The sequence below is a fragment of the Novosphingobium sp. BL-A-41-Hi4A-0G genome (assembly GCF_055521735.1).
The window spans coordinates 877,654-899,902 of record NZ_CM145501.1 but is presented as its reverse complement, the minus strand read 5'-3'; the positions used below and the strand labels follow the sequence as shown (position 1 = coordinate 899,902).

Annotated in this window: 23 protein-coding genes; 3 read left to right on the top strand and 20 right to left on the bottom strand. The window is 63.9% G+C overall.

The window, feature by feature from the left end:
* Positions 1–2 precede the first annotated feature (2 nt).
* The 19 genes from nuoN to ACZ1JX_RS04280 form a co-directional block, all read right to left on the bottom strand.
* The gene (nuoN, locus tag ACZ1JX_RS04370; protein WP_465125568.1) at positions 3–1,466 is read right to left on the bottom strand and encodes an NADH-quinone oxidoreductase subunit NuoN; all 1,464 of its coding nucleotides are present in this window, start codon (positions 1,464–1,466) and stop codon (positions 3–5) included.
* Entirely contained in the window at positions 1,466–3,007 is a 1,542-nt protein-coding gene (locus ACZ1JX_RS04365; RefSeq protein ID WP_465125567.1) for an NADH-quinone oxidoreductase subunit M, read from the bottom strand. The genes nuoN and ACZ1JX_RS04365 overlap by 1 nt, the downstream gene beginning before the upstream one ends.
* Positions 3,004–5,052 carry an NADH-quinone oxidoreductase subunit L gene (gene nuoL / locus ACZ1JX_RS04360; protein ID WP_465125566.1) on the bottom strand — a complete coding sequence of 683 codons (2,049 nt, stop codon included), beginning with the start codon at positions 5,050–5,052 and terminating at the stop codon, positions 3,004–3,006. Before nuoL ends, ACZ1JX_RS04365 begins: the two co-directional genes overlap by 4 nt.
* 4 nt (positions 5,053–5,056) lie before the next feature.
* Positions 5,057–5,362: an NADH-quinone oxidoreductase subunit NuoK gene (gene nuoK, locus ACZ1JX_RS04355; RefSeq protein WP_011445933.1), complete on the bottom strand. Its 306-nt coding sequence runs from the start codon at positions 5,360–5,362 to the stop codon at positions 5,057–5,059.
* On the bottom strand, positions 5,362–5,979 hold the full coding sequence (locus ACZ1JX_RS04350) for an NADH-quinone oxidoreductase subunit J (RefSeq protein WP_465125565.1): 618 nt from the start codon (positions 5,977–5,979) through the stop codon (positions 5,362–5,364). Before ACZ1JX_RS04350 ends, nuoK begins: the two co-directional genes overlap by 1 nt.
* Complete coding sequence (locus ACZ1JX_RS04345; RefSeq protein WP_465125564.1) at positions 5,976–6,110, bottom strand: hypothetical protein; 135 nt, start codon at positions 6,108–6,110, stop codon at positions 5,976–5,978. Before ACZ1JX_RS04345 ends, ACZ1JX_RS04350 begins: the two co-directional genes overlap by 4 nt.
* Positions 6,111–6,122: 12 nt before the next feature.
* Complete coding sequence (gene nuoI, locus ACZ1JX_RS04340) at positions 6,123–6,608, bottom strand: NADH-quinone oxidoreductase subunit NuoI (protein WP_465125563.1); 486 nt, start codon at positions 6,606–6,608, stop codon at positions 6,123–6,125.
* Entirely contained in the window at positions 6,605–7,654 is a 1,050-nt protein-coding gene (nuoH, locus tag ACZ1JX_RS04335) for an NADH-quinone oxidoreductase subunit NuoH (protein ID WP_465125562.1), read from the bottom strand. The genes nuoI and nuoH overlap by 4 nt, the downstream gene beginning before the upstream one ends.
* Positions 7,651–9,660, bottom strand: coding sequence for an NADH-quinone oxidoreductase subunit NuoG (nuoG, locus tag ACZ1JX_RS04330; protein ID WP_465125561.1), 2,010 nt, complete (start codon positions 9,658–9,660; stop codon positions 7,651–7,653). The genes nuoH and nuoG overlap by 4 nt, the downstream gene beginning before the upstream one ends.
* Entirely contained in the window at positions 9,660–10,958 is a 1,299-nt protein-coding gene (gene nuoF, locus ACZ1JX_RS04325) for an NADH-quinone oxidoreductase subunit NuoF (RefSeq protein WP_465125560.1), read from the bottom strand. The genes nuoG and nuoF overlap by 1 nt, the downstream gene beginning before the upstream one ends.
* Position 10,959: 1 nt before the next feature.
* Complete coding sequence (locus tag ACZ1JX_RS04320) at positions 10,960–11,628, bottom strand: complex I 24 kDa subunit family protein (RefSeq protein ID WP_465125559.1); 669 nt, start codon at positions 11,626–11,628, stop codon at positions 10,960–10,962.
* Complete coding sequence (locus tag ACZ1JX_RS04315) at positions 11,621–11,818, bottom strand: hypothetical protein (protein ID WP_465125558.1); 198 nt, start codon at positions 11,816–11,818, stop codon at positions 11,621–11,623. Before ACZ1JX_RS04315 ends, ACZ1JX_RS04320 begins: the two co-directional genes overlap by 8 nt.
* Positions 11,815–12,165, bottom strand: coding sequence for a nuclear transport factor 2 family protein (locus ACZ1JX_RS04310; RefSeq protein ID WP_196274640.1), 351 nt, complete (start codon positions 12,163–12,165; stop codon positions 11,815–11,817). Before ACZ1JX_RS04310 ends, ACZ1JX_RS04315 begins: the two co-directional genes overlap by 4 nt.
* Complete coding sequence (locus ACZ1JX_RS04305; RefSeq protein ID WP_465125557.1) at positions 12,162–13,373, bottom strand: NADH-quinone oxidoreductase subunit D; 1,212 nt, start codon at positions 13,371–13,373, stop codon at positions 12,162–12,164. Before ACZ1JX_RS04305 ends, ACZ1JX_RS04310 begins: the two co-directional genes overlap by 4 nt.
* On the bottom strand, positions 13,370–14,305 hold the full coding sequence (locus ACZ1JX_RS04300) for an NADH-quinone oxidoreductase subunit C (protein WP_465125556.1): 936 nt from the start codon (positions 14,303–14,305) through the stop codon (positions 13,370–13,372). The genes ACZ1JX_RS04305 and ACZ1JX_RS04300 overlap by 4 nt, the downstream gene beginning before the upstream one ends.
* A gap of 13 nt (positions 14,306–14,318) precedes the next feature.
* Positions 14,319–14,864, bottom strand: coding sequence for a NuoB/complex I 20 kDa subunit family protein (locus tag ACZ1JX_RS04295; RefSeq protein WP_144901343.1), 546 nt, complete (start codon positions 14,862–14,864; stop codon positions 14,319–14,321).
* 5 nt (positions 14,865–14,869) lie between these two features.
* On the bottom strand, positions 14,870–15,244 hold the full coding sequence (locus ACZ1JX_RS04290; protein ID WP_144901345.1) for an NADH-quinone oxidoreductase subunit A: 375 nt from the start codon (positions 15,242–15,244) through the stop codon (positions 14,870–14,872).
* Positions 15,245–15,405: 161 nt separating this feature from the next.
* A complete protein-coding gene (locus tag ACZ1JX_RS04285) occupies positions 15,406–16,839 on the bottom strand; it encodes a coniferyl aldehyde dehydrogenase (RefSeq protein WP_465125555.1) in 1,434 nt (477 codons plus the stop codon).
* 22 nt (positions 16,840–16,861) lie between these two features.
* On the bottom strand, positions 16,862–17,620 hold the full coding sequence (locus tag ACZ1JX_RS04280) for a prepilin peptidase (RefSeq protein ID WP_465125554.1): 759 nt from the start codon (positions 17,618–17,620) through the stop codon (positions 16,862–16,864).
* 154 nt (positions 17,621–17,774) lie between these two features.
* On the opposite strand from ACZ1JX_RS04280, the gene ACZ1JX_RS04275 reads away from it, so the two are divergent.
* Positions 17,775–18,971 (top strand): acetyl-CoA C-acyltransferase, encoded by a 1,197-nt coding sequence (locus ACZ1JX_RS04275; RefSeq protein ID WP_465125553.1) that lies wholly within the window; start codon positions 17,775–17,777, stop codon positions 18,969–18,971.
* 77 nt (positions 18,972–19,048) lie between these two features.
* On the opposite strand, the gene ACZ1JX_RS04270 is transcribed toward ACZ1JX_RS04275, so the two are convergent.
* Positions 19,049–19,489, bottom strand: coding sequence for an SH3 domain-containing protein (locus tag ACZ1JX_RS04270; protein WP_465125552.1), 441 nt, complete (start codon positions 19,487–19,489; stop codon positions 19,049–19,051).
* A 211-nt stretch (positions 19,490–19,700) separates the two neighbouring features.
* Between ACZ1JX_RS04270 and ACZ1JX_RS04265 the strand changes: the two genes are divergently transcribed.
* Both ACZ1JX_RS04265 and ACZ1JX_RS04260 read left to right on the top strand, forming a co-directional pair.
* Positions 19,701–20,720, top strand: a complete 1,020-nt coding sequence (locus ACZ1JX_RS04265; protein ID WP_465125551.1) for a 2-hydroxyacid dehydrogenase — start codon at positions 19,701–19,703, stop codon at positions 20,718–20,720.
* A gap of 152 nt (positions 20,721–20,872) precedes the next feature.
* On the top strand, positions 20,873–22,183 hold the full coding sequence (locus ACZ1JX_RS04260; protein ID WP_465125550.1) for an ammonium transporter: 1,311 nt from the start codon (positions 20,873–20,875) through the stop codon (positions 22,181–22,183).
* The last annotated feature ends 66 nt before the right edge of the window (positions 22,184–22,249 follow it).

The window sequence follows — 22,249 nt, the reverse complement described above, 5'->3', positions numbered from 1 at the left end:
GCTCAGCCGACCGGGAACAGCGCGGCCGTGGCGTAATCGGCCAGCGTGCCAAGGCACTTGGTGCCAAGGTAACCGAGCGGCGAGATCGCCAGCGTCGACAGCACCAACAGCACGGTGTGCGAGGTTTCGCCAGCGCCCTTCACCTTGTCCACTGCCTCGTCGAAGTACATGACCTTGACGACCTTGAGGTAGTAAAACGCACCAATCACGGAAGCGGCAATACCGATGGCGGCGAGCACGATCATGTCGGCCTGCACCGCGGCCTGGAACACCACGAACTTGCCCCAGAAGCCGAACAGCGGCGGAATGCCCGCAAGGCTGAACATCACCGATGCCATGGCCAGGGCAATCCACGGACGCGTCTTCGAAAGACCGGCAAGGTCCGAGATAGCCTCGACCTGCTCGCCGTTTTCGTCGCGCAGCAGAAGCACGGCGACGAAACCTGCCACCGACATCGCCACGTAGACCGCGAGATACACGAGCATCGCCGACGCGCCTGCACGGGTCGCCGTGGCAAGGCCGATCAGGATGAAGCCGACGTTGTTGATCGACGAATAGGCCATCAGGCGCTTGATGTTGTTCTGCCCGATCGCGCCCAGCGCACCGATCACGATCGAAAGCAGCGATGCAAAGATCACCACCTGCTGCCACGCGTGCGGCTGGCTGCCGAATGCTTCGAAGCTGACTCGCATCAGCAGGCCGAGCGCGGAAACCTTCGAAGCCGTAGCAAAGAACGTCGTCACCGGCGTCGGCGCGCCTTCATAGACGTCTGGCGTCCACATGTGGAACGGCGCGGCGCTGATCTTGAAGGCAAGACCCGCCAGCATGAAGATCACACCGAATGTAGCACCGGTCGAAAGCCCGCCTGCCAGCGCGGCATTGATCCCGGCATAGCTGGTCGTCCCGGTAAAGCCATATGTCAGGCTCATGCCGAACAGCAGGATGCCCGACGCGAGCGAACCCAGCACGAAGTACTTGAGGCCCGATTCCGCCGAACGCTCGTCCGTGCGCAGCATCGATGCCATCACGTAGGAGGCAAGGCTGCTCATCTCGAGGCCGACATAAAGCGCCAGCAGGTCTCCAGCGGAGACCATCATGCCCATCCCGAGCGAAGCGAACAGCACCAGCAGCGGAAACTCCGCGCGCATCGCCCGCACCTTGTCGAAGAACGACTGCGAAACGATCAGCGTGACACCGGCCGAAGCATAGATCAGCAGCTTGGCAAAGGCGGCAAAGGCATCGGCGCGATGCTGACCACCGAAGGCCGAGACATCAGCGCCCATGAGTTGCCCCCACAGCGCGGGCGCGGTCAGGAAAGCGCAAGCGGTCAGCACGCCAACCGAGGCTATCGAGATCAGGCGCGAAGCCTTGTCGCCACCCCAGGCGGCAACGAGCAACAGGACCAGACCCGAGATCGAGATCAGGATTTCAGGCGCGGTAAGCGCCAGCGAACGGGCGAAGTCCATCAGTGTGCCTCCCCGTGCGCGGCAGAGTGTTCAGTGTGGGCAGCAGCCATCGGCTTTCCAGCAGTAGGTTGGGCATCGCCCTTGGGCTTGGCCTGCGCCAGGCGCGCATCGAGCGCGGCAATGTCCTTGCGCATCGGCGCAATGAAGCTCTCGGGGTACACGCCCATCCACAGCACCACAGCTGCCAGCGGCACCATCATCGCCCACTCGCGCTTGTCGAGATCGAGCATCGCGGCGGCATCGGCATTCTTCTGCTCGCCATAGGCAATGCGGCGGTAGAGGTAGAGCATGTAGGCCGCACCAAGGATAATCCCCGTCGTGCAGATCAGCGCCACCCAGCTCGAGATCTGGTACACGCCGATCAGCGAGAGAAACTCGCCGACGAACCCGCTCGTCCCCGGAAGGCCGATCGAGGCCATCGTGAACAGCAGCAGGAACAGCGCGTAGTACGGCATGTTGATCGACAGCCCGCCGTAGCGCGCGATCTCACGCGTGTGCAGGCGGTCGTAGATGACGCCAACGCTGAGGAACAACGCGCCCGCAACCAGACCATGGCTGAGCATGATCAGCATCGAGCCTTCAAGGCCCTGACGGTTGAACGCGAACAGGCCGATCGTCACGATCGCCATGTGCGCGACCGACGAATAGGCGATCAGCTTCTTCATGTCATGCTGCACCAGCGCGATAAGCGATGTGATCACTACCGCAGCCATCGACATGCCGAAGATCAGCGGCGCAAACTGCGCCGAGGCTTCCGGGAACATCGGCAGCGAGAAACGGATGAAGCCGTAGCCGCCCATCTTCAGCAGCACGCCTGCCAGGATCACCGAACCGCCGGTGGGAGCCTGCACGTGCGCGTCGGGCAGCCAGGTGTGGACCGGCCACATCGGCATCTTCACCGCAAAGCTCGCGAAGAAGGCCAGCCACAGCCAGGTCTGCGCCTGCACTGGGAAGTTGTAGGCCATCAGCGTCGGGATATCGGTCGTGCCGGCCTCGTTAACCATCCAGAACATCGCGATCAGCATCAGCACCGAGCCGAGCAGCGTGTAGAGGAAGAACTTGTAGCTGGCGTAGATGCGCTCAGCCCCGCCCCACACGCCGATGATCAGGTACATCGGGATCAGGCCTGCCTCGAACATGATGTAGAACAGGAACAGGTCCTGCGCCGCGAAGACGCCGATCATCAGCGTTTCCATCAGCAGGAATGCCGCGTAGTATTCGCCTTGGCGCTTGTCGATCGAGGTCCAGCTGGCGCCGATGCAGATCGGCATCAGGAACACCGTCAGCGCGATCAGCAGCAGCGCGATGCCATCGATGCCGAGCTTCCACGAGAAGCCCGCAAACAGCGCTGCGCTTTCCGTGAACTGCCACTGCGCGCCGCCGATGTCGTAATTTGCCCAGAGGACCACGCCGAGGACGAAGTCGATCAGCGTGGCGACGAGCGCGACGGAGCGCGCCTGTTCGCGCGGCACGACGAGGCAAGCCACCGCCGCCACCAGCGGCACCAGCAGCATCAGCGAGAGGATCGGAAAACCCATCATTGTGCGATCACCCAGCTGATCGCGCCGACAAGGCCGACGAGCATGACCAGCGCATAGCTATAGAGATACCCCGACTGGAGCTTGGCGGCGGCGCGGCTGCCTTGGGCCACGACCCATGCGGCACCGTTCGGGCCGAAACGGTCGATCACGCCCTGGTCGACAACCTTCCAGAACACCCGGCCCAGCCACATCGCGGGAACCACGAAGATGGCGTGGTAGAGTTCGTCGAAGTACCACTTGTTGAGCAGGAACTTGTAGAGGAACCCGAACTGGTCGACGAAGGCCGCAGGGAACTTCGTGTTCTTGATATAGGCATACCAGGCAATGAACAGGCCGGTGGCCATCACCGCGAACGGCGCCCACTTCACCCACGTCGGCACAGCATGCATCGCATGGAGCGTGTGTTCGGCGAACACCAGCGAACCCTTCCAGAACTCGCCCGTACCCTCGCTGATGAAGGCGTGATGGAACACGAAGCCCGCAAACACCGCGCCGAGCGACAGCACACCGAGCGGAACGAGCATGTTCAGCGGGCTTTCGTGCGGGTGGTAGCCCGCCGTACCGTCGCTGTGCTCGTCATGGTGATGGGCATGCGCGTGGTCATCGTGGCCATGCGCATGATCGTCATGCCCGTGTGCATCATGAACTGCGTGCTGGATATGCTCCGACTGCTCCCAGCGTGGCTTGCCGAAGAACGTCAGGAATACCAGACGCCAAGAATAGAAGCTGGTCAGCAGCGCCGCGAAGATGCCGATGAAGAAGGCAAAGTGCCCCAGCTCGGTGCCCTTGGCATAGGCCGCCTCGAGGATCGCGTCCTTCGAGTAGAAGCCCGCAAAGCCGAACACATCGACAATGCCGACGCCGGTAATCGCCAGCGTGCCCATCATCATCGCCCAGTACGTCAGCGGGATCTGCTTCCGCAGGCCACCATAGTACCGCATGTCCTGCTCATGATGCATCGCGTGGATCACCGAGCCTGCACCGAGGAACAGCAGCGCCTTGAAGAAGGCGTGCGTGAACAGGTGGAACATCGCCGCGCCATAGGCCGAGACGCCCGCCGCAAAGAACATGTACCCCAGCTGCGAACAGGTCGAATAGGCGATCACGCGCTTGATGTCGGTCTGCGTGGTGCCGACGGTCGCGGCAAAGATGCAGGTCATCGCGCCGATGAAGGTCACGAACGACAGCGCCGTCGGACTGACTTCGAACATCGGCGAAAGACGGCAGACCATGAACACGCCCGCGGTCACCATCGTCGCCGCATGGATCAGCGCCGACACCGGGGTCGGGCCTTCCATCGCGTCAGGCAGCCAGGTGTGCAGGCCGAGCTGCGCGGACTTGCCCATCGCACCGATGAACAGCAGCAGGCAGAGCACGGTCATCGTGTCGAAGCGAGCCCCAAGGAACCCGATGGTCGATCCAGCCATGCCGGGCGCGGCTTCGAGGATCGCCGGGATCGACACGGTGCCGAACACCAGGAACGTCCCGAAGATGCCCATCATGAAGCCAAGGTCGCCCACGCGGTTGACCACGAAGGCCTTCATCGCGGCAGCATTGGCCGAGGGCTTGCGGAACCAGAAGCCGATCAGCAGGTACGAGGCAAGGCCAACGCCTTCCCAGCCGAAGAACATCTGCACGAGGTTGTCCGCCGTCACCAGCATGAGCATGGCGAAGGTGAACAGCGAGAGGTACGCGAAGAAGCGCGGCTGATCCGGCTCCTCGCTCATGTACCCCCATGAGTACAGGTGGACGAGCGCCGAGACGCTGGTGATGACCACCAGCATGACCGCGGTCAGCGTGTCGACCCGCAGCGCCCACGAGAAGTCGAGGTCACCCGACGATACCCAGTGCAGCACCGGCGTCACGCTCGCCTCGGCAGTCCCGCCAAGGAACGAGAGGAAGATCGGCCATGACAGCGCGCACGAGATGAACAGCGCGCCGGTGGTCACGACCTTGGCCGGAACCGCGCCCAGCTTCTTGTTGCCGAGGCCCGCGATGATCGCTGCCAGAAGCGGCAGGAATACGATGATCAGGATGGAAGACATGTGCTTAGCCCTTCATCCGGTTGACATCGTCGACGGCAATCGTGCCGCGGCCACGGAAGTAGATGACGAGGATGGCAAGCCCGATCGCGGCTTCGCCCGCAGCCACCGTAAGCACGAACATCGCGAAGACCTGGCCGACAAGGTCGTGCAGGAATGCGCTGAACGCGACGAGGTTGAGGTTCACCGAAAGCAGGATCAGTTCGATCGCCATCAGGATGATGATCACGTTCTTCCGGTTGAGGAAGATGCCGAGCACGCCGAGCACGAACAGGATCGAGCTGACGACGAGGTAATGTTCGATGCCGATCATCAGATCTGGACCCCCTTGCCGATCTCAGGCTGGAGATTGATCGTCGCCTCTTCCGGACGACGCGCATTCTGCTTCGAGACGTTCTGGCCGCGTGTCCCGCTGCGCTCACGGTGCGTCAACACAATCGCGCCGATCATGGCCACCAGCAGGATAAGGCCCGCCGCTTCGAACAGGAACAGGTAACGGGTGTAGAGCAGCGCGCCGATGGCCTGAATGTTCGACATGTCAGCGGCTTGCGCAGCCGATCCATCGGCCTTGCCCAGCGCCACAGAACCGGCACCGCGCACGATCAGGCCGACGAACAGCTCAACGAACAGCACGACTGCCAGCGCCAGCCCGAGCGGGAAGTTCTTCACGAACCCGGCGCGCAGTTCGGCAAAGTCGATGTCGAGCATCATGACCACGAACAGGAACAGCACCGCGACCGCGCCGACATAGACGATGACCAGTAGCATCGCGATGAACTCCGCGCCCACCAGCACCATCAGGCCGGCAGCGTTGAAGAACGCGAGGATCAGCCAGAGCACCGAATGCACCGGATTGCGCGCAAGGATCGTCACCGCACCGCTGAAGATGCAGAGCGTGGCGAAGAGATAGAAGGCGAATACCTGGATCACGCCTGAAACTCCTGGTCGTCACCCCGGCGCAGGCCGGGGTCCATTTCGGAGCGTCCGTGGCCGTGCGTGAGGTCATGGGCCCCGGCCTGCGCCGGGGCGACGGTGTCCGCGTGGGTGGTGAGCATGTGCATCAGCGCGGCCCCCTAGCGATACGGCGAATCGGCTTCAAGGTTCGCGGCAATCGCCCGCTCCCACTTGTCCCCGTTCGCGAGCAGCTTGGCCTTGTCGTAGAGCAGCTCCTCGCGCGTTTCGGTCGCATATTCGAAGTTCGGCCCCTCGACGATGGCATCGACAGGGCAGGCTTCCTGGCAAAAGCCGCAGAAGATGCACTTGGTCATGTCGATGTCGTAGCGCGTGGTGCGGCGGCTGCCGTCCTCGCGCGGTTCGGCCTCGATCGTGATCGCCTGCGCCGGACACACCGCCTCGCACAGCTTGCACGCGATGCAGCGCTCCTCGCCGTTGGGATAACGGCGCAGCGCATGCTCGCCACGGAAGCGCGGCGAAAGCGGGTTCTTCTCAAACGGGTAGTTGATCGTCGCCTTGGGCTTGAAGAGATACTTCAAGGTCAGCCAGTGCGCCTTCACGAACTCCCAAAGGGTGAAGCTCTTGATGAGCTGTCCGACGGTCATGCGAAGTGTCCGGTAGCCATGAGGTAGCCGCTGACGAGGAATACGAACAGCAGCGAGACGGGCAGGAAGATCTTCCAGCCCAGGCGCATCAGCTGGTCATAGCGATAGCGCGGGACGGTCGCCTTCACCCAGCTGAAGATGAAGAAGAAGAACAGGATCTTGAGCAGCAGCCACACGAAACCCGGCACATCAAACCAAGGGATCAGGTCGATGTCGAGCGGCGGCAGGTATCCGCCCCAGAACAGCACCGCGTTCAGCGCGCACATCAGCAGCACGTTGGCATATTCGCCGAGCCAGTAGAGCGCGAAGGCCATCGACGAGTATTCGGTCTGATAGCCCGCAACCAGCTCCGATTCCGCCTCGGTCAGGTCGAACGGTGCGCGTGCGGTTTCGGCCATGCCCGAGATCAGGAACATCACCCACATCGGGAACAGCAGCGGGTTCGCGACGAAACCGTTGATGATCCAGACGTGGCTCTGCTGCGCCTTGACGATGTCGTTCAGGTTGAACGTCCCCGCCCACAGCACCACGCAGATCAGGATGAAGCCGATCGAGACTTCATAGGAAATCATCTGCGCCGAGGCGCGCATCGCCGAGAAGAACGGATACTTCGAGTTGGACGACCAGCCCGCGATCACCACGCCGTAAACGCCGAGCGACGAGATCGCGAGCACGTAGAGCAGGCCGACGTTGATATTGGCCAGCACCGCGCCCGAATTGAACGGGATCACCGCCCAGGCCATCAGCGCGACGGTGAAGGTGATGATCGGCGCGATCAGGAACAGGCCCTTGTTCGCCGCTGAAGGGATGATGGTTTCCTGCAGGAACACCTTCAGACCGTCGGCGAACGACTGCAGCAGGCCAAGCGGCCCAACCACGTTCGGCCCCTTGCGCAGCGCCATCGCCGCCCAGATCTTGCGGTCGGCATAGATGATCATGGCAACGCCAAGCATCAGCGGAAACGCGATCAGCAGGATCCCGCAGATGGTGGCAACGCCCCAGGCCCACTCGTACGAGAGGCCAAGACCCATGAAGAACTCGGTCATTCCGCGGCCTCCGCGAAGCTCTCACCATGCAGCAGTTCCGCCGAGCAGCGCTGCAGCGTCGGGCTGGAACGGGCGATGGCGTTGGTCAGGTAGCGGTCCTTGATCGGATAGCCAGCAATCACGCCCTCAGCCTTCGCGCCCGAAGGAGCGGCAGGCAGCGCACCGTAATCGGCCAGACCTTCAACACCCAGCGCCGGAACTTCGGCAACCATCGCGGCGCGAAGCTGCTCGAAGCTGTCGAAGCCCACCGAGACGCCCAGCGCATCGGCCATGGCGCGCAGGATCGTCCAGTCCTCGCGGGCATCACCCGGCGCGAACACGGCCTTCTCGGCATACTGCACGCGGCCTTCGGTGTTGACGTAAGTGCCGTCCTTCTCGCTGAACGCGGCGGCAGGCAGGATCACATCGGCAGCATGCGCCGCCTTGTCACCATGATGGCCGATGTGGACGATCATCGATCCGGCAAACCTGGTGAAGTCCACCTCGTCTGCGCCCAGCGAGATCACCATCTTGGGCTTGGCCGCAACCAGATCGGCAAGGCCGCCCTTCTGCGCATAGCCCAGCATCAGCCCGCCCATGCGGCTCGCCGCCATGTGGACGACGTTGAAACCGTTCCAGCCCTCACGCACGAGGTTGAATTGTTCGGCAAAGGCCAGACCAGCGCCAAGCGCGCCCTTGCCCAGAGCCGCACCGCCAATGATGATCGCAGGCTTCTGCGCCGCGCCGAAGGCATCGCTGACTTCGGCAGGCAGGTTGCCCAGCACCGCCAGATCGTCACCCAGGAACGTTGCCGGATAGGTCGGGTCCCACTGCGGGCCGACCACGAAGACCTTCGCGCCCTTCTTCACCGCCTTGCGCAGGCGGGTGTTGAGCAGCGGCGCCTCGTCGCGGATCATCGAACCGACGATCAGCACCGCATCCGCGTCCTCGATGCCAGCCAGCGTCGAATTGAAGTTCACCGCCGCAAGGTTCGACGTGTCATAAGCCAGACCCGTCTGACGGCCTTCGAGCAGCGAGGAACCCAAGGCTCCTGCCAGCTTCTTCGCCGCAAACATCGTCTCGCAATCGACAAGATCGCCCGCGATCACCGCCACCGACGAGCCCGGATTGATCTTGGCCACAGCCTCGAACGCCTCGGCCCAGGTCGCCGCAACCAGCTTGCCGTCACGGCGCAGCCACGGCTTGTCCAGACGGCGGCGGGTCAGTCCGTCGACCATGTAGCGGCCACGGTCGGACAGCCACTCCTCGTTCACGTCGTCGTTCACGCGCGGCAGGATGCGCAGCACTTCGCGGCCCCGGCTGTCGAGCCGGATGTTCGAACCCAGCGCGTCCGAAACGTCGATCGACAGCGTCTTCTTCAGCTCCCACGGACGCGCTTCGAACGCATAGGGGCGGCTGGTCAGCGCGCCGACCGGGCAAAGGTCGATCACGTTGGCCGAAAGCTCGTGCGCCGCAGCCTTTTCCAGATAGGTGGAAATCTGCATCGTCTCGCCGCGATAGAGCGCGCCGATCTCGTCCACGCCCGCCACCTCTTCCGAGAAGCGCACGCAGCGGGTGCAGTGGATGCAGCGCGTCATCGTCGTCTTGATGAGCGGGCCCATGTACTTCTCGGTCACCGCGCGCTTGTTCTCGTGATAGCGTGAGGCACCGCGGCCATAGGCAACCGACTGGTCCTGCAGGTCGCACTCGCCGCCCTGATCGCAGATCGGGCAGTCGAGCGGGTGGTTGATCAGGAGAAACTCCATCACCCCTTCCCGCGCCTTCTTGACCATCTCGCTGTCAGTGCGGATTTCCTGGCCCTCGGTAGCGGGCAGCGCGCAGGACGCCTGCGGCTTGGGCGGCCCCGGCTTCACTTCGACCAGACACATGCGGCAGTTGCCGGCAATGCTCAGCCGCTCATGATAGCAGAAGCGCGGAATTTCCTTACCGGCCAACTCGCACGCCTGCAGGACGGTAGCACCTGCGGGGACTTCGAGCTCTACGCCGTCGACTTTGACTTTAGGCATTATTCTGCTGCCTCTGACAGTGCTGGCCGAGCGTTCTCGGCAATCCGGCGCTCGATCTCAGGGCGGAAGTGCTTGATCAGGCCCTGGATCGGCCATGCGGCGGCGTCACCCAGAGCGCAAATCGTGTGGCCTTCGACCTGCTTGGTCACGTTGAACAGCATGTCGATTTCCTCGACCTCTGCATCGCCGGTGCGCAGGCGTTCCATCACGCGCCACATCCAGCCGGTGCCTTCGCGGCACGGCGTGCACTGGCCGCAGCTTTCATGCTTGTAGAAGTATGAAAGGCGGCTGATCGCGCGGACGATGTCGGTGGACTTGTCCATGACAATGACCGCTGCGGTGCCAAGGCCCGAGCCCAGCGCGCGAAGACCATCGAAGTCCATCGGCGCGTCCCAGATCTCGGCCGCCGGAACCAGCGGAACCGACGAGCCGCCGGGGATCACGGCGAGCAGGTTGTCCTTGCCGCCACGGATGCCACCGCAGTGCTTCTCGATCAGCTCGCTGAACGGGATGCTCATCTCTTCCTCGACCACGCAGGGCCGGTTCACGTGGCCGCTGATCTGGAAGAGCTTGGTGCCCTTGTTGTTCTCGCGACCGAACGAGGAGAACCACGAAGCGCCGCGACGCAGGATCGTCGGCGCAACCGCGATCGATTCCACGTTGTTGACCGTGGTCGGGCAGCCATAGAGGCCCGCGCCTGCCGGGAATGGCGGCTTGAGGCGGGGCTGGCCCTTCTTGCCTTCGAGGCTTTCGATCATCGCGGTTTCTTCACCGCAGATGTAGGCGCCCGCGCCGCGATGCACGAAGACGTCGAAATCGTAGCCCGAGCCGGAAGCGTTCTTGCCGATCAGGCCTGCGTCATAGGCCTCCTGCACGGCGGCAAACAGCGTTTCGGCCTCGCGGATATATTCGCCGCGAATGTAGATGTAGGCAGCGCGCGCGCGCATCGCATAGCCTGCGATCAGGGCGCCTTCGATCAGCTTGTGCGGATCGTGGCGGATGATCTCGCGGTCCTTGCACGAACCCGGCTCGGATTCGTCCGCGTTGATCACCAGGAAGCTCGGACGCCCGTCCTTGCTTTCCTTGGGCATGAACGACCACTTCATGCCGGTGGGAAAGCCCGCACCGCCACGGCCGCGCAGGCCCGAGGCCTTGATTTCCTCGATGATCGCGTCCTGCCCGCGCTCCATCAGGGCCTTGGTGTTGTCCCAGTCCCCGCGCGCCCTCGCGGCAGCAAGGTTCCACGGCTGGAAGCCGTAGACGTTGGTGAAGATGCGATCCTTGTCCTGAAGGGCCATCTTACCACTCCCCTCGGTAATCGTGGTTGGCGTCAACCATCGCCGTCAGGTTGCTGAGTGCACCCGCCGGTTCCACCGTATGACGGCCCGGCAGCTGCGTGCCGGTCTTCGGCTGCTTGCCAGCGGCCAGCTCGTCAAGGATGCGCTCCATGTCGGCGGCGGTGAGGTCTTCGTAGTTGTCGTCGTTGATCTGGACCATCGGAGCCGACGCGCAGTTGCCCATGCACTCGACCTCGGTCAGCGTGAACATGCCGTCCGCCGTGGTGTGGCCCTTCTCCAGACCCTTGCCCTTGCAGGCGGCCATGATGTCGTCCGACCCGCGCAGCATGCACGGCGTGGTGCCGCAGACCTGCACGTGGAAGCGGCCGATCGGCGCGATGTTGTACATCGTATAGAACGTCGCCACCTCGACCACGCGGATGACCGGCATGTCGAGGTACTTGGCCACGTATTCCATCACCGGGATCGGCAGCCAGCCTTGCGTGTTCAGCTCCGCCCCCACCTGGCGCTGCGCCAGATCGAGCAGCGGCATCACCGCCGAACGCTGACGCCCAGCCGGATAGCGCGCGACGATGACCTTGGCCTGCTCGGCATTTTCAGGCGTCCACGCAAAGCCGCCCCAGCGGGCGCGCAGTTCGGGGCTGTCCGGTTCGATAAAGCGATCAGCCATTGCTCCGCCCCCGCTTGATCAGGATGTCCTGCGCATAGTGGAACAGCTCGAACCCGCCGATGGCGGCGATCAGCATCGGCAGCGTCTCGGTCGCCTTCGCGCCGAGGTACAATTCGCCGAAGTACCACGCGGCGAGCACGAGGCCCGTCAGCATGGCCCAGAGGCGCATGAGGTCAAACGTGGACTTCACCGGATAAACTCCACCCGAGAGCATTTGTCGCCCTCGAAAGAATAGACTGCGATCACGTCGAACGGCTCGACCAGAGCCGAACCATCGGTGGCGGGCCCGCGCGTCACATGCTCGCGCATCAGCACGTAGTTGCCGATGGCCTGCGCCTCGACGATTTCGGCATGGTTCTGCGGCCAGCGCGCGAATGCAGCGGCGAGGCCCGAACGCGTGCCCTCCTTGCCCTCACGCACCACATCCCCGCGATAGTTCGCCTCGCACGCGTCGTCGGTCATGTATGAGACGTAAGTATCCACGTCCTGCGCGTTATAGGCAGCGATCATCGCCTTGGCGGTTTCGAGATTGCTCACCGGTCACACTCCCCGAACACCACGTCGATGGCACCGATGATCGCGGTCACGTCGGGCAGCATGTGGCCGACGCTCATGAAGTCCATCGCCTGAAGGTGGCTGAACGCGGTCGGGCGGATCTTGCAGCGATACGGCTTGTTGCTGCCATCCGAGATCAGATAGACCCCGAATTCGCCCTTGGGGCTTTCGGTGGCGACATAAACTTCACCCGCCGGAACGTGGAAGCCTTCGGTGTAGAGCTTGAAGTGATGGATCAGCGCTTCCATCGACTGCTTCATCTCGGCGCGCTTGGGCGGAACAACCTTGCGGTCGGTGCTGGCAACAGGGCCTTCGGGCATTTCGGCAATGCACTGGCGCATGATGCGGGCCGACTGGCGCACTTCCTCCACGCGGACCATGAAACGGTCATAGCAATCGCCATTGGTGCCCACAGGCACGGCAAAGTCCATGCGGTCGTAAACGTCGTAGGGCTGGCTCTTGCGCAGGTCCCACGGAATGCCCGAACCTCGGATCATCGGGCCGGAGAAGCCCCAGCGCAGCGCGTCTTCCTTCGAGACGATGGCGATGTCGACGTTGCGCTGCTTGAAGATGCGGTTGTCGACCACGAGGCTCATCGCGTCCTCGAACAGCGGGAACAGACGCTCGTCGATCCAGTCCGCCATGTCGGTCAGCAGCTTGAGCGGCACGTCCTGGTGCACGCCGCCGGGGCGGAACCATGCCGAGTGCATGCGCGCGCCCGAGGCCCGCTCGAAGAAGTTGAGGCAGTCCTCGCGGATTTCGAACAACCACAGGTTCGGCGTCATCGCGCCGACGTCCATGACGTGCGAACCGAGGTTGAGCATGTGGTTGCAGATGCGGGTCAGCTCGGCAAACAGCACGCGCAGGTACTGGGCACGCAGCGGAACCTCGATGTTCAGCAGCTTTTCGACCGCCAGCACATAGGAGTGTTCCATTCCGAGCGGCGAACAATAGTCGAGCCGGTCGAAATAAGGCAGCGCCTGCAGGTAGGTCTTGTGCTCGATCAGCTTCTCGGTGCCGCGATGGAGCAGGCCCACGTGCGGATCGATGCGCTCGATGATCTCGCCGTCAAGCTCCATCACCATGCGCAGCACGCCGTGCGCCGCCGGGTGCTGGGGCCCGAAGTTGATCGTGTAGTTGGTGATGACCTCGTCGCCAGTGGTCGGCGACTGTTCGAGGCTCAGGCTCATGCGCCTTCTCCATCGGTCTTCTTCGCGCGCGTCCGCTTGGGCTTGTCGGCCGGTTCGGTGGCGCCTTCGGTGTCGGCCACCTTCTTCGCGCGCGGCTTCTTCGCCGGGCGATCTTCGGTCGGCTCGGGCGCAGCATGCTCGTCGGTCTTGCTCACGGCAGGCGCCGCCGCTTCGGCAACCGGCTTCGCGGCAGCGTCGTTGGCCTTATCGCCAGCGCCGGTGTCGGCCTTGCTCTCGGTCGTCTTCGGCACGTCGGCCTTAGGATCGCCCTTGGTGTCCGGCTTGGTCGCCACCGGTGCAGGTGCGGGCGGCGGCGTTGCAGCCTTCTCGTCACCCGGCAGCACGTAGTCGGCACCTTCCCACGGGCTCATGAAGTCAAACTGGCGAAGGTCCTGCGCCAGTTGCACCGGCTCATAGACCACGCGCTTGTCTTCTTCCGAATAGCGCAGCTCGACATAGCCGGTCAGCGGGAAGTCCTTACGGAACGGGTGACCCTGGAAGCCGTAGTCGGTCAGGATGCGGCGCAGGTCCGGATTGCCCGCGAACAGCACGCCGAACATGTCGTAGACTTCGCGCTCATACCAGCCGGCGTTCGGCCAGAGCGTCGTCACGGTCGGCACCGGCGTCGCCTCGTCGGTCGAAACCTTGACGATCACGCGGTGGTTCTTCGTCACCGACAGCAGGCAGTAGCACACGTCGAAGCGCTCGGCGCGCTGCGGATAGTCGACGCCCGCGATGTCCATCAGCTGCTGGTATTCGTGATCGTCACGCAGCAGGCGCAGCGCATCCTCGACGCTGTCACGCGCGACGGTCAGCAGGATTTCGCCATGCTCTTCGTCAGCCGAAACCAGCATCGCGCCGAGCGCAGCCGCCAGCGCATCCTTCACGCCCTCGTTCGAGGACCAGCGCGGCGCGGAGTGGAGAACGGTCATTGTTCCTTGCTCCTCAGCGCTCGATCGTGCCGGCGCGGCGGATCTTCCGCTGCAGCTGCATCACGCCATAGAGCAGCGCTTCGGCGGTCGGCGGGCAGCCGGGGACATAGATGTCCACCGGCACGATGCGATCGCAGCCGCGCACCACCGAATAGCTGTAGTGGTAATAGCCGCCGCCGTTGGCGCACGAACCCATCGAGATCACATACTTGGGGTCCGACATCTGGTCGTAGACCTTGCGCAGCGCCGGGGCCATCTTGTTGCACAGCGTGCCGGCCACGATCATCACGTCCGACTGGCGCGGAGAGGCGCGCGGGGCAACGCCGAAGCGCTCCATGTCGTAGCGGGGCATGTTGACGTGGATCATCTCGACCGCGCAGCAGGCGAGCCCGAAGGTCATCCACCACAGCGAGCCGGTGCGGGCCCACTGGAACAGTTCCTCGGTGCTGGTGACGAGGAAGCCCTTGTCGTTGACCTCGGCATTGAGGCTGTCGAAGAACGCCTGATCGGGCGCGGCAACCGCACCCTGATTTGCGGTGATGAGGGGAGACGTGGCCATGTTGCTCATTCCCAGTCCAGCGCGCCCTTCTTCCAGGCATAGATGAAGCCGATCACCAGTTCGCCGAGGAAGACCATCATGGTCGTCCACCCGGCCCAACCGGTTTCCTTCAGGCTTACCGCCCAGGGAAACAGGAACGCGGCTTCGAGATCGAAGATGATGAACAGGATCGCGACGAGATAGAACCGCACGTCAAACTGGCTGCGCGGATCTTCGAACGCGGGAAAGCCGCATTCATACTCGCTCAGCTTCTCGGCATTCGGATTGTGAGCCCCCGTCAGGCGCGAAACGCCCATGGGAAGGAACACGAACGCCGATGAAAGTGCCAGGGCGATCCCGAGAAAGATCAGGATCGGCAGGTATTGAGACAGATCGACCAAAGGGCTGACTCGCGAAGCTGCAGGTTCGGGTGCGCCCTAGTCCCGACAGCGCGCCTGCGCAAGTGGTGTGCAATGCGGTAAGGGCGGATTTGCCCTTCCTTTTCGCCCAGACCTGATCGACCCGGCACCGGGTTGCAGCCGAGCGAATTCGTATGTGTCGCTTACTTCAGCTGCATCTTGAGCGTCCGCGCCGTCGCAGCGCCGTAAGGTGGCTTGAGTCCTGCGATCTTGGCCAGATCGATCTTCGGCTGGCTGTAGACTGCGCGCGCATGGCTGAACGAGCGGAAGCCCTCGACGCCATGGTAGCTCCCCATCCCCGAAGGCCCCACCCCGCCGAACGGCAGATCGTCGGCCGAGACATGAAAAATAACATCGTTGACGGTCACCCCGCCCGAGATCGTCCGCGTCAGCACCGTCTCGCGCTCACCTGAATCCTCGCCGAAGTAATAGAGCCCCAGCGGCCGGTCATGCGCGTTGATATAGTCGATGGCCAGATCGATCGAGCGATAGGTTTTCACCGGAAGCACCGGCCCGAAAATCTCGTCCTGCATGACCTTCATGTCGTCGGTCACGTTCCTGAGGATCGTCAGCGGCAGCTTGTTGCCATTCGATCCCTCGAAGTTCTCGTTCCCCGGATTGACCACGATGGCCTCGGCTCCCTTGGCCACGGCATCATCCACCAGCCCGACCAGCCGGTCACGGTGCCGCCGGTTGATCACCGAGGTATAGTCGTCATTCGCCAGCAGCGTCGGATACATCTGCGTCACGCTCGCCTGCACTGCGCCGATGGCCTTGTGCTCCAGTTCTTCGGGAACGAGCATGTAGTCCGGCGCAAGGCAGATCTGGCCTGCGTTCATCATCTTGCCCAGCGCGATCCGCTCCGCCGCCTTCGCAACGTCTGCGCTGCGCCCAAGGATCGTCGGCGATTTGCCGCCCAGTTCCAGCGTCACCGGCACCAGATTGTCCGCCGCCGCATGGAGCACGTGCTTGCCGATCGAGGTCGCCCCGGTGAACAGCAGGTGATCGAAGGGCAGCGAGCAGAAGTCTTGGCCCGTCTGCGGCCCTCCGAGAATCACGGCCACCTCATCCTCGCCAAAGAACTTCGGGAACAGCTCGGCCATCAGCTCCGAAGTGCGCTCGGTAAACTCGCTGGGCTTGAGCATCGCACGGTTCCCCGCTGCAAAGGCCTGCGCCAGCGGCCCCATCGTCAGCCCGACCGGAAAGTTCCACGGAGCGACGATCCCGATCACGCCCTTGGGCTCGTAACGGACCTCGGCCCGCGCCCCCAGAAGGTTCAGCGGGAAGTTCACATGCCGCTTCTCCGGCTTGCTCCACCCCTTCATCCGCTTCTGCGAATAGCGGATCAGGCTCATCGAGGGCATCACGTCGGTCAGCATCGACTGCTCGTGGCTGCGATGGCCGAAATCGGCGCTCATCGCCCTGGCAAAGTCCTCGCCATGCTCCAGCATCATCCGCGCGCAGCGTTCAAGCCGGTCGTGCCGGGTCGAGAGCGGTTCGGGCCGCGCCGCCGTGAAGGCCTCGCGCTGCTTGCCCAGCGCCGCCATCATCTCGTCGCGCGCAGTTTCCTTGAGCATTCCTGACTCCCCCCGAATCGCCTCATCCCAGCCCCTGCAGCAGGAACAGCGGCCATGCCGTAGCGGCAAGGCAGGTTCCCAGCGGCAGCGCCGTTTCGGCATCGATCTTACGCTTGCTTACAAGCATGACAATAGCCGCCGCGATCCCCAGAATGCTCGCTCCAAGCATCGTCTCGACCACTCCCAATGGCCCCAGCCAAAGTCCGATCGCCCCCAGAAGCGGCGGATCGCCCGCGCCCATGCCCTCACGCCCCCGCGCCTTCAGGTAGAACCTCGCGATCAGCCACAGCATCAGGAACCCCAGCGCACCGCCCCCGGCGGCGATCAGCAGCGGCCCTGTATCCTGCTCAAACCATGCCCGCGCACAGACGACCAGCGCCCCGCTCCCCGCCAGCAAACCCACCAGCACGCGCGGCAACCACAAGTGTCGCAGATCCAGCAGCGCCAGCAGCAGCAGTTGCCAGCCCAGCAACATGGCCGCGAGCACCAGTCCCTCACGCGCCACCAGCACCGCGCCCATGCCCACCGCCGCACCGCCAAGCTCGCAGGCCAGTTGCCATCCGCCGATCCGCGCCCCGCAGGCCCTGCACTTGCCCCGCTGCGCCAGCCACGAGAGGACCGGCACCAATTCCACCACCGTCAAAGCCTTGCCACACCCGTCGCAGGCCGAACGCCCCGTCACCACCGAGCGCCCTTCCGGCAAGCGCACCAGCGCCGCGCCAAGGAAGCTGCCGACAGTCGCTCCCAGAACGGATGCACCTATCAGCGCAATTCCGGGCAACGGCGGCGAAAATGCGGCTCCAAGCATCCGTTCTACCAATGCCCCATTTGCGTTCGCTGCACTGCAGCACTATGTAGCGGCGGAAAGTCGGGCGCTTGCAAGCCCGCCCATCAGCGCCCGGACACAAGGGCCAAACGCAAAGGACAGTCAAGCCATGGCACAGTTCTCGTCCGCCGATCCCGTTGTCATCCTGTCCTACGCCCGCACCCCGATGGGCGCGATGCAGGGCTCGCTCGCCGATGTCGCCGCCACCGATCTCGGCGCCACCGCCGTCAAGGCCGCTGTCGAGCGCGCGGGCGTCGCACCCGAAAGCATCGAGCGCATCTACATGGGCTGCGTCCTGCCCGCAGGCCTCGGCCAGGCCCCTGCCCGTCAGGCCGCGATCAAGGCTGGCCTGCCCAAGTCGGTGCAGGCGACCACGGTGAACAAGGTCTGCGGCTCGGGCATGCAGACGATCATCATGGGTGCCGAAGCCCTCGCCTCGGGCAGCGTCGACGTCGTCGTCGCCGGTGGCATGGAATCGATGACCAACGCCCCCTACCTGCTCAAGAAGCACCGCTCGGGCGCCCGCATCGGCCATGACACCGCCTACGACCACATGTTCCTCGATGGCCTCGAAGACGCCTACGAAGCCGGTCGCGCCATGGGCACCTTCGCGCAGGATACCGCAAACGCCTACCAGCTGACCCGCGAACAGCAGGACACCTACACCGTCGAATCGCTGCGCCGCGCTCAGACGGCCGTTGCCGATGGCACTTTCAAGGACGAGATCGCGCCGGTCACCGTGAAGACCCGCGCGGGCGAAGTCACCGTCGATACCGACGAAGCCCCCGGCAAGGGCCGCCCTGACAAGATCCCGTCGCTCAAGCCCGCCTTCGCCAAGGACGGCACGATCACCGCCGCCACCTCGTCGTCGATCTCCGACGGTGCTGCTGCTGTCGTCCTCGCCCGTGAAAGCGTCGCCAAGGCTGCAGGCCTGACGCCCGTCGCCAAGGTCATTGCCCTTGCCGCCCACGCGCAGGAGCCCAAGGACTTCACCGTCGCCCCGGTCGGTGCGATCAAGAAGGTTCTCGACAAGGCGGGCTGGTCCATTGCCGATGTTGACCTGTTCGAAGTCAACGAAGCCTTCGCCTGCGTCGCCATGTTCGCGATGCACGATCTCGGCATCCCGCACGAGAAGATCAACGTTCACGGCGGCGCCACCGCTCTGGGCCACCCGATCGGAGCTTCGGGCACCCGCATCGTCACCACCCTGATCGCCGCGCTCAAGAAGCACGGCCTCAAGAAGGGCGTCGCCAGCCTCTGCATCGGCGGCGGCGAAGCAACCGCACTGGCTGTCGAACTCGTCTGACGGCAAGCGCATCGCTCAAAAACGAAAACCCCGGTCGCAAGGCCGGGGTTTTCGTTTCAAGCCATGTCGCTCGATCGTCAGGGCTGCCCTGCACCCCAAACCGCACCGGCGCGGATATAGCCTTTGCGCCCGTCGACATCGAACGCACACCACCCGGCCTTGCAATCGCCGATCCTGCCCATGACGCCGGGCGCCACGCGCCACAGCAGCCGCCCTGTGCCGTCCTTGTTCTCGCGCAGCGCAGTAATGCTGCCCTTCACGATACCCGTGCGTTCGCGGCTTAGGAACTGCTGCAGCACCCAGCCGCGCGCGCCATCCGGGTCTTCTACCAGTCGCCAGCCGCCCATCACGCGCAGCACCTTCATCGGCACGCCCTTGCGCGTGTAAGTCCAGTTGATGCGATATTCGCGCCCCGGTCCGACGCGCATGTTGGCCGTGTCCTTGCGGGTGGAGACCCAGTACGGCACGCCATCGTCATCCTCCTGCGCATGGAGCGTGCCGGCAGGGCCGATTGCCATGGAAACGAGGATTGCACTAACGACGGCAAGAAACCGGGCGTAACTCTTGGTCATAAGCCAGCCGTCGCAAAAATGTAGCCGAAGAGCAACACCGCATAGCCTCCTGTCCACTATCGCCTGTCCACTATCGACCGTCCATCATGACCCCTGATTGCGTCCGGACCCTGGCACCGCTTGACCGGTGGCGGTCCGCAGGCCTAGCTTCTCCCCCATGCCCAGTTCCGCCGACTATCGCCCGACCCGCCGCGTCGAAGGCATTCCCCGCGTCGTCGTCACCCGCCGTCTCCTGCCCGAGACGGAAGCACGCATGAGCGAATTGTTCGACGTCACGCTCAGCGCAGACGACCGCGCCATGAGTCGCGAGCAGCTTGTCGCGGCCATGCAGACGGCACACGTTCTCGTTCCTACGGTGACCGACCGGATTGACGCCGCGATGATCGCTGAAGCAGGCCCGCAACTCGGCCTGATTGCAAACTTCGGGGCCGGGACCGAACACATCGACCTCTCCGCCGCCCGCGCCCGCAAGATCATCGTGACCAACACCCCCGGCGTGTTCACCGACGATACCGCCGACATGACCATCGCGCTGATCATCTCCGTCGCACGCCGCCTCAACTATGGCGGACGGACGTTGCGCGCGGGCAAATGGGAAGGCTGGGCCCCCTCGACCATGCTCGGGCACCGCATCGCCGGCAAGACTCTGGCCATTATCGGCATGGGCCGCATCGGACAGGCCGTGGCCCACCGCGCCCGCGCCTTCGGCCTCAACGTCGTCTATCACAGCCGCCACCGCTTGCCCGAAGCGCTCGAAACCATGTTCGGTGCCCGCTTTGAGCCCGACCTCGACACCCTTGTCGCCGAAGCCGACATCCTCACCCTGCACTGCCCCGCCACGCCTGAAACGCACCACATGATCGATGCCCGGCGCATCGCGCTGATGAAGCCCGAGGCCTATCTGGTGAACACCGCGCGCGGCACGCTGGTCGAGGAAGAGGCACTGATCCAGGCGCTCGTCGAAGGACGCATCGGCGGCGCAGGCCTCGATGTTTTCGAACACGAACCACAGGTCGATGCCCGCCTGCTCGCGCACCACAACGTTGCGATCCTGCCGCACATGGGCAGTGCCACATTTGAAGGTCGGCAGGCTTCGGGCGACAAGGTCATCGCAAATATCCGCTTCTGGGCGGACGGCCACCGCCCGCCCGATCAGGTGCTTGAGGGTCTCGTCTGAAGCCCTTGCGGCGGTCAGATTCCAAACCCGTTCGTCGCATTTCGCACAACAAACGTTTGCGCCTACGCTTGTGCGCTGCCGCATTGTTGCTTTAAGGCCGCCCCCGGAGAGTAACTGGCACGGGTTGCCCCGTGCGAGGGGGAGAGCTGTACATGCGAAAGATTGTGGCGACTGCGCTCGCCGCCGGGGCAATGTTGCTGCCGGCATTGGCCCATGCCCAAAGTGCGGTCAGCGTCGAGGACGCGGCCAATTCAGGCGACACGGCCTGGATTCTGGTATCTTCCGCCTTCGTGCTGATGATGGCCATGCCGGGTTTGACCCTGTTCTATGGCGGCCTTGTGCGCGCCAAGGGCTTTCTTGCTGTGCTGGTGCAGGTCGGCGCGATTGCCGCCATCGCTTCGGTCCTGTGGGTCATGGTCGGCTACACCCTCGCCTTCGGTGATGTCTCTGGCGGCTGGCTCGGCAGTGGCAACGCATGGATGCTGCTCAATCTCGGCAACGTTCGCGCCAACACCGCCATCCCCGAAAGCGCATTTGCCCTGTTCCAGATGTGCTTTGCCCTGATCACGCCTGCGCTCATGGTCGGCGCGTGGATCGATCGCGCCCGCTTCGGCTGGGTTGTCGCCTTCTCGGCACTGTGGGGGCTGCTCGTCTATGCCCCGGTCGCGCACTGGATCTGGGGCGGCGGCTGGCTTGCCACTCGCTTTGGCACGCTCGACTTTGCCGGCGGCATCGTCGTCCACACCACTGCCGGCATCTCGGCGCTTGTCGTTGCCATGCTGCTTGGTAAGCGCTCAGGCTTTCCCAAGACCCTCATGCTGCCGCACAGCCCGGCGTTGACCATGGCCGGTGCCGCGCTGCTCTGGGTGGGCTGGTTCGGCTTCAATGGCGGCTCCGCCCTTGCGGCCAACGATGATGCCGCTTCGGCCATCATCAACACCCATATCGCTGCTTGCGTTGCCGCGCTGGTATGGCTCGGCATCGAAAAGATGAGCGTCGGCAAGCCCACTTCGGTCGGCTTTGCCACCGGCGCTGTCGCTGGCCTCGCCACCGTCACCCCGGCTGCAGGCTTCATCGCGCCTGGATCGGCCATGGTGTTCGGCGCTCTCGCGGCGGTCGTGTGCTATCCGATGATCCAGCTGGTCAAGCAGCGCCTCGAGATCGACGATTCGCTCGACGTCTTCGCCGTCCACGGCGTCGGCGGCATGCTCGGCTCGGTCCTGCTTGCCATCTTCATCGCGCCTTCCTTCGGCGGCACCGGCTTTGCCGACGGCATGAACCTGGCTCGCCAGATCGTCGCGCAAGTCGCGGGCGTCGGCATCGTTGCACTGTGGAGCGCCTTTGCCACTGTCGTCTGTGCGTTGATGGTATCAATGGTCATCCCGATGCGCGTGACCGAGGACGAGGAACGCGAAGGCCTCGACATCACCAGTCACGGCGAACGCGCCTGGGAATTCGACTGAACCGAACGCGGCCAAGGTGCGCCCTCTGACGGGCGCACCTTGCGCTGCAGCATGTTGGTCCATAAG

Excerpts from the sequence above, each read along its gene's own strand:
- nuoN (WP_465125568.1), bottom strand. The coding sequence starts at position 1,466 with ATGGACTTCGCCCGTTCGCTGGCGCTTACCGCGCCTGAAATCCTGATC.
- ACZ1JX_RS04365 (WP_465125567.1), bottom strand. The coding sequence starts at position 3,007 with ATGATGGGTTTTCCGATCCTCTCGCTGATGCTGCTGGTGCCGCTGGTG.
- nuoL (WP_465125566.1), bottom strand. The coding sequence starts at position 5,052 with ATGTCTTCCATCCTGATCATCGTATTCCTGCCGCTTCTGGCAGCGATC.
- nuoK (WP_011445933.1), bottom strand. The coding sequence starts at position 5,362 with ATGATCGGCATCGAACATTACCTCGTCGTCAGCTCGATCCTGTTCGTG.
- ACZ1JX_RS04345 (WP_465125564.1), bottom strand. The coding sequence starts at position 6,110 with ATGCACATGCTCACCACCCACGCGGACACCGTCGCCCCGGCGCAGGCC.
- nuoI (WP_465125563.1), bottom strand. The coding sequence starts at position 6,608 with ATGACCGTCGGACAGCTCATCAAGAGCTTCACCCTTTGGGAGTTCGTG.
- nuoH (WP_465125562.1), bottom strand. The coding sequence starts at position 7,654 with ATGACCGAGTTCTTCATGGGTCTTGGCCTCTCGTACGAGTGGGCCTGG.
- nuoG (WP_465125561.1), bottom strand. The coding sequence starts at position 9,660 with ATGCCTAAAGTCAAAGTCGACGGCGTAGAGCTCGAAGTCCCCGCAGGT.
- nuoF (WP_465125560.1), bottom strand. The coding sequence starts at position 10,958 with ATGGCCCTTCAGGACAAGGATCGCATCTTCACCAACGTCTACGGCTTC.
- ACZ1JX_RS04320 (WP_465125559.1), bottom strand. The coding sequence starts at position 11,628 with ATGGCTGATCGCTTTATCGAACCGGACAGCCCCGAACTGCGCGCCCGC.
- ACZ1JX_RS04305 (WP_465125557.1), bottom strand. The coding sequence starts at position 13,373 with ATGAGCCTGAGCCTCGAACAGTCGCCGACCACTGGCGACGAGGTCATC.
- ACZ1JX_RS04300 (WP_465125556.1), bottom strand. The coding sequence starts at position 14,305 with ATGACCGTTCTCCACTCCGCGCCGCGCTGGTCCTCGAACGAGGGCGTG.
- ACZ1JX_RS04295 (WP_144901343.1), bottom strand. The coding sequence starts at position 14,864 with ATGGCCACGTCTCCCCTCATCACCGCAAATCAGGGTGCGGTTGCCGCG.
- ACZ1JX_RS04285 (WP_465125555.1), bottom strand. The coding sequence starts at position 16,839 with ATGCTCAAGGAAACTGCGCGCGACGAGATGATGGCGGCGCTGGGCAAG.
- ACZ1JX_RS04275 (WP_465125553.1), top strand. The coding sequence starts at position 17,775 with ATGGCACAGTTCTCGTCCGCCGATCCCGTTGTCATCCTGTCCTACGCC.
- ACZ1JX_RS04270 (WP_465125552.1), bottom strand. The coding sequence starts at position 19,489 with ATGGCAATCGGCCCTGCCGGCACGCTCCATGCGCAGGAGGATGACGAT.
- ACZ1JX_RS04265 (WP_465125551.1), top strand. The coding sequence starts at position 19,701 with ATGCCCAGTTCCGCCGACTATCGCCCGACCCGCCGCGTCGAAGGCATT.
- ACZ1JX_RS04260 (WP_465125550.1), top strand. The coding sequence starts at position 20,873 with ATGCGAAAGATTGTGGCGACTGCGCTCGCCGCCGGGGCAATGTTGCTG.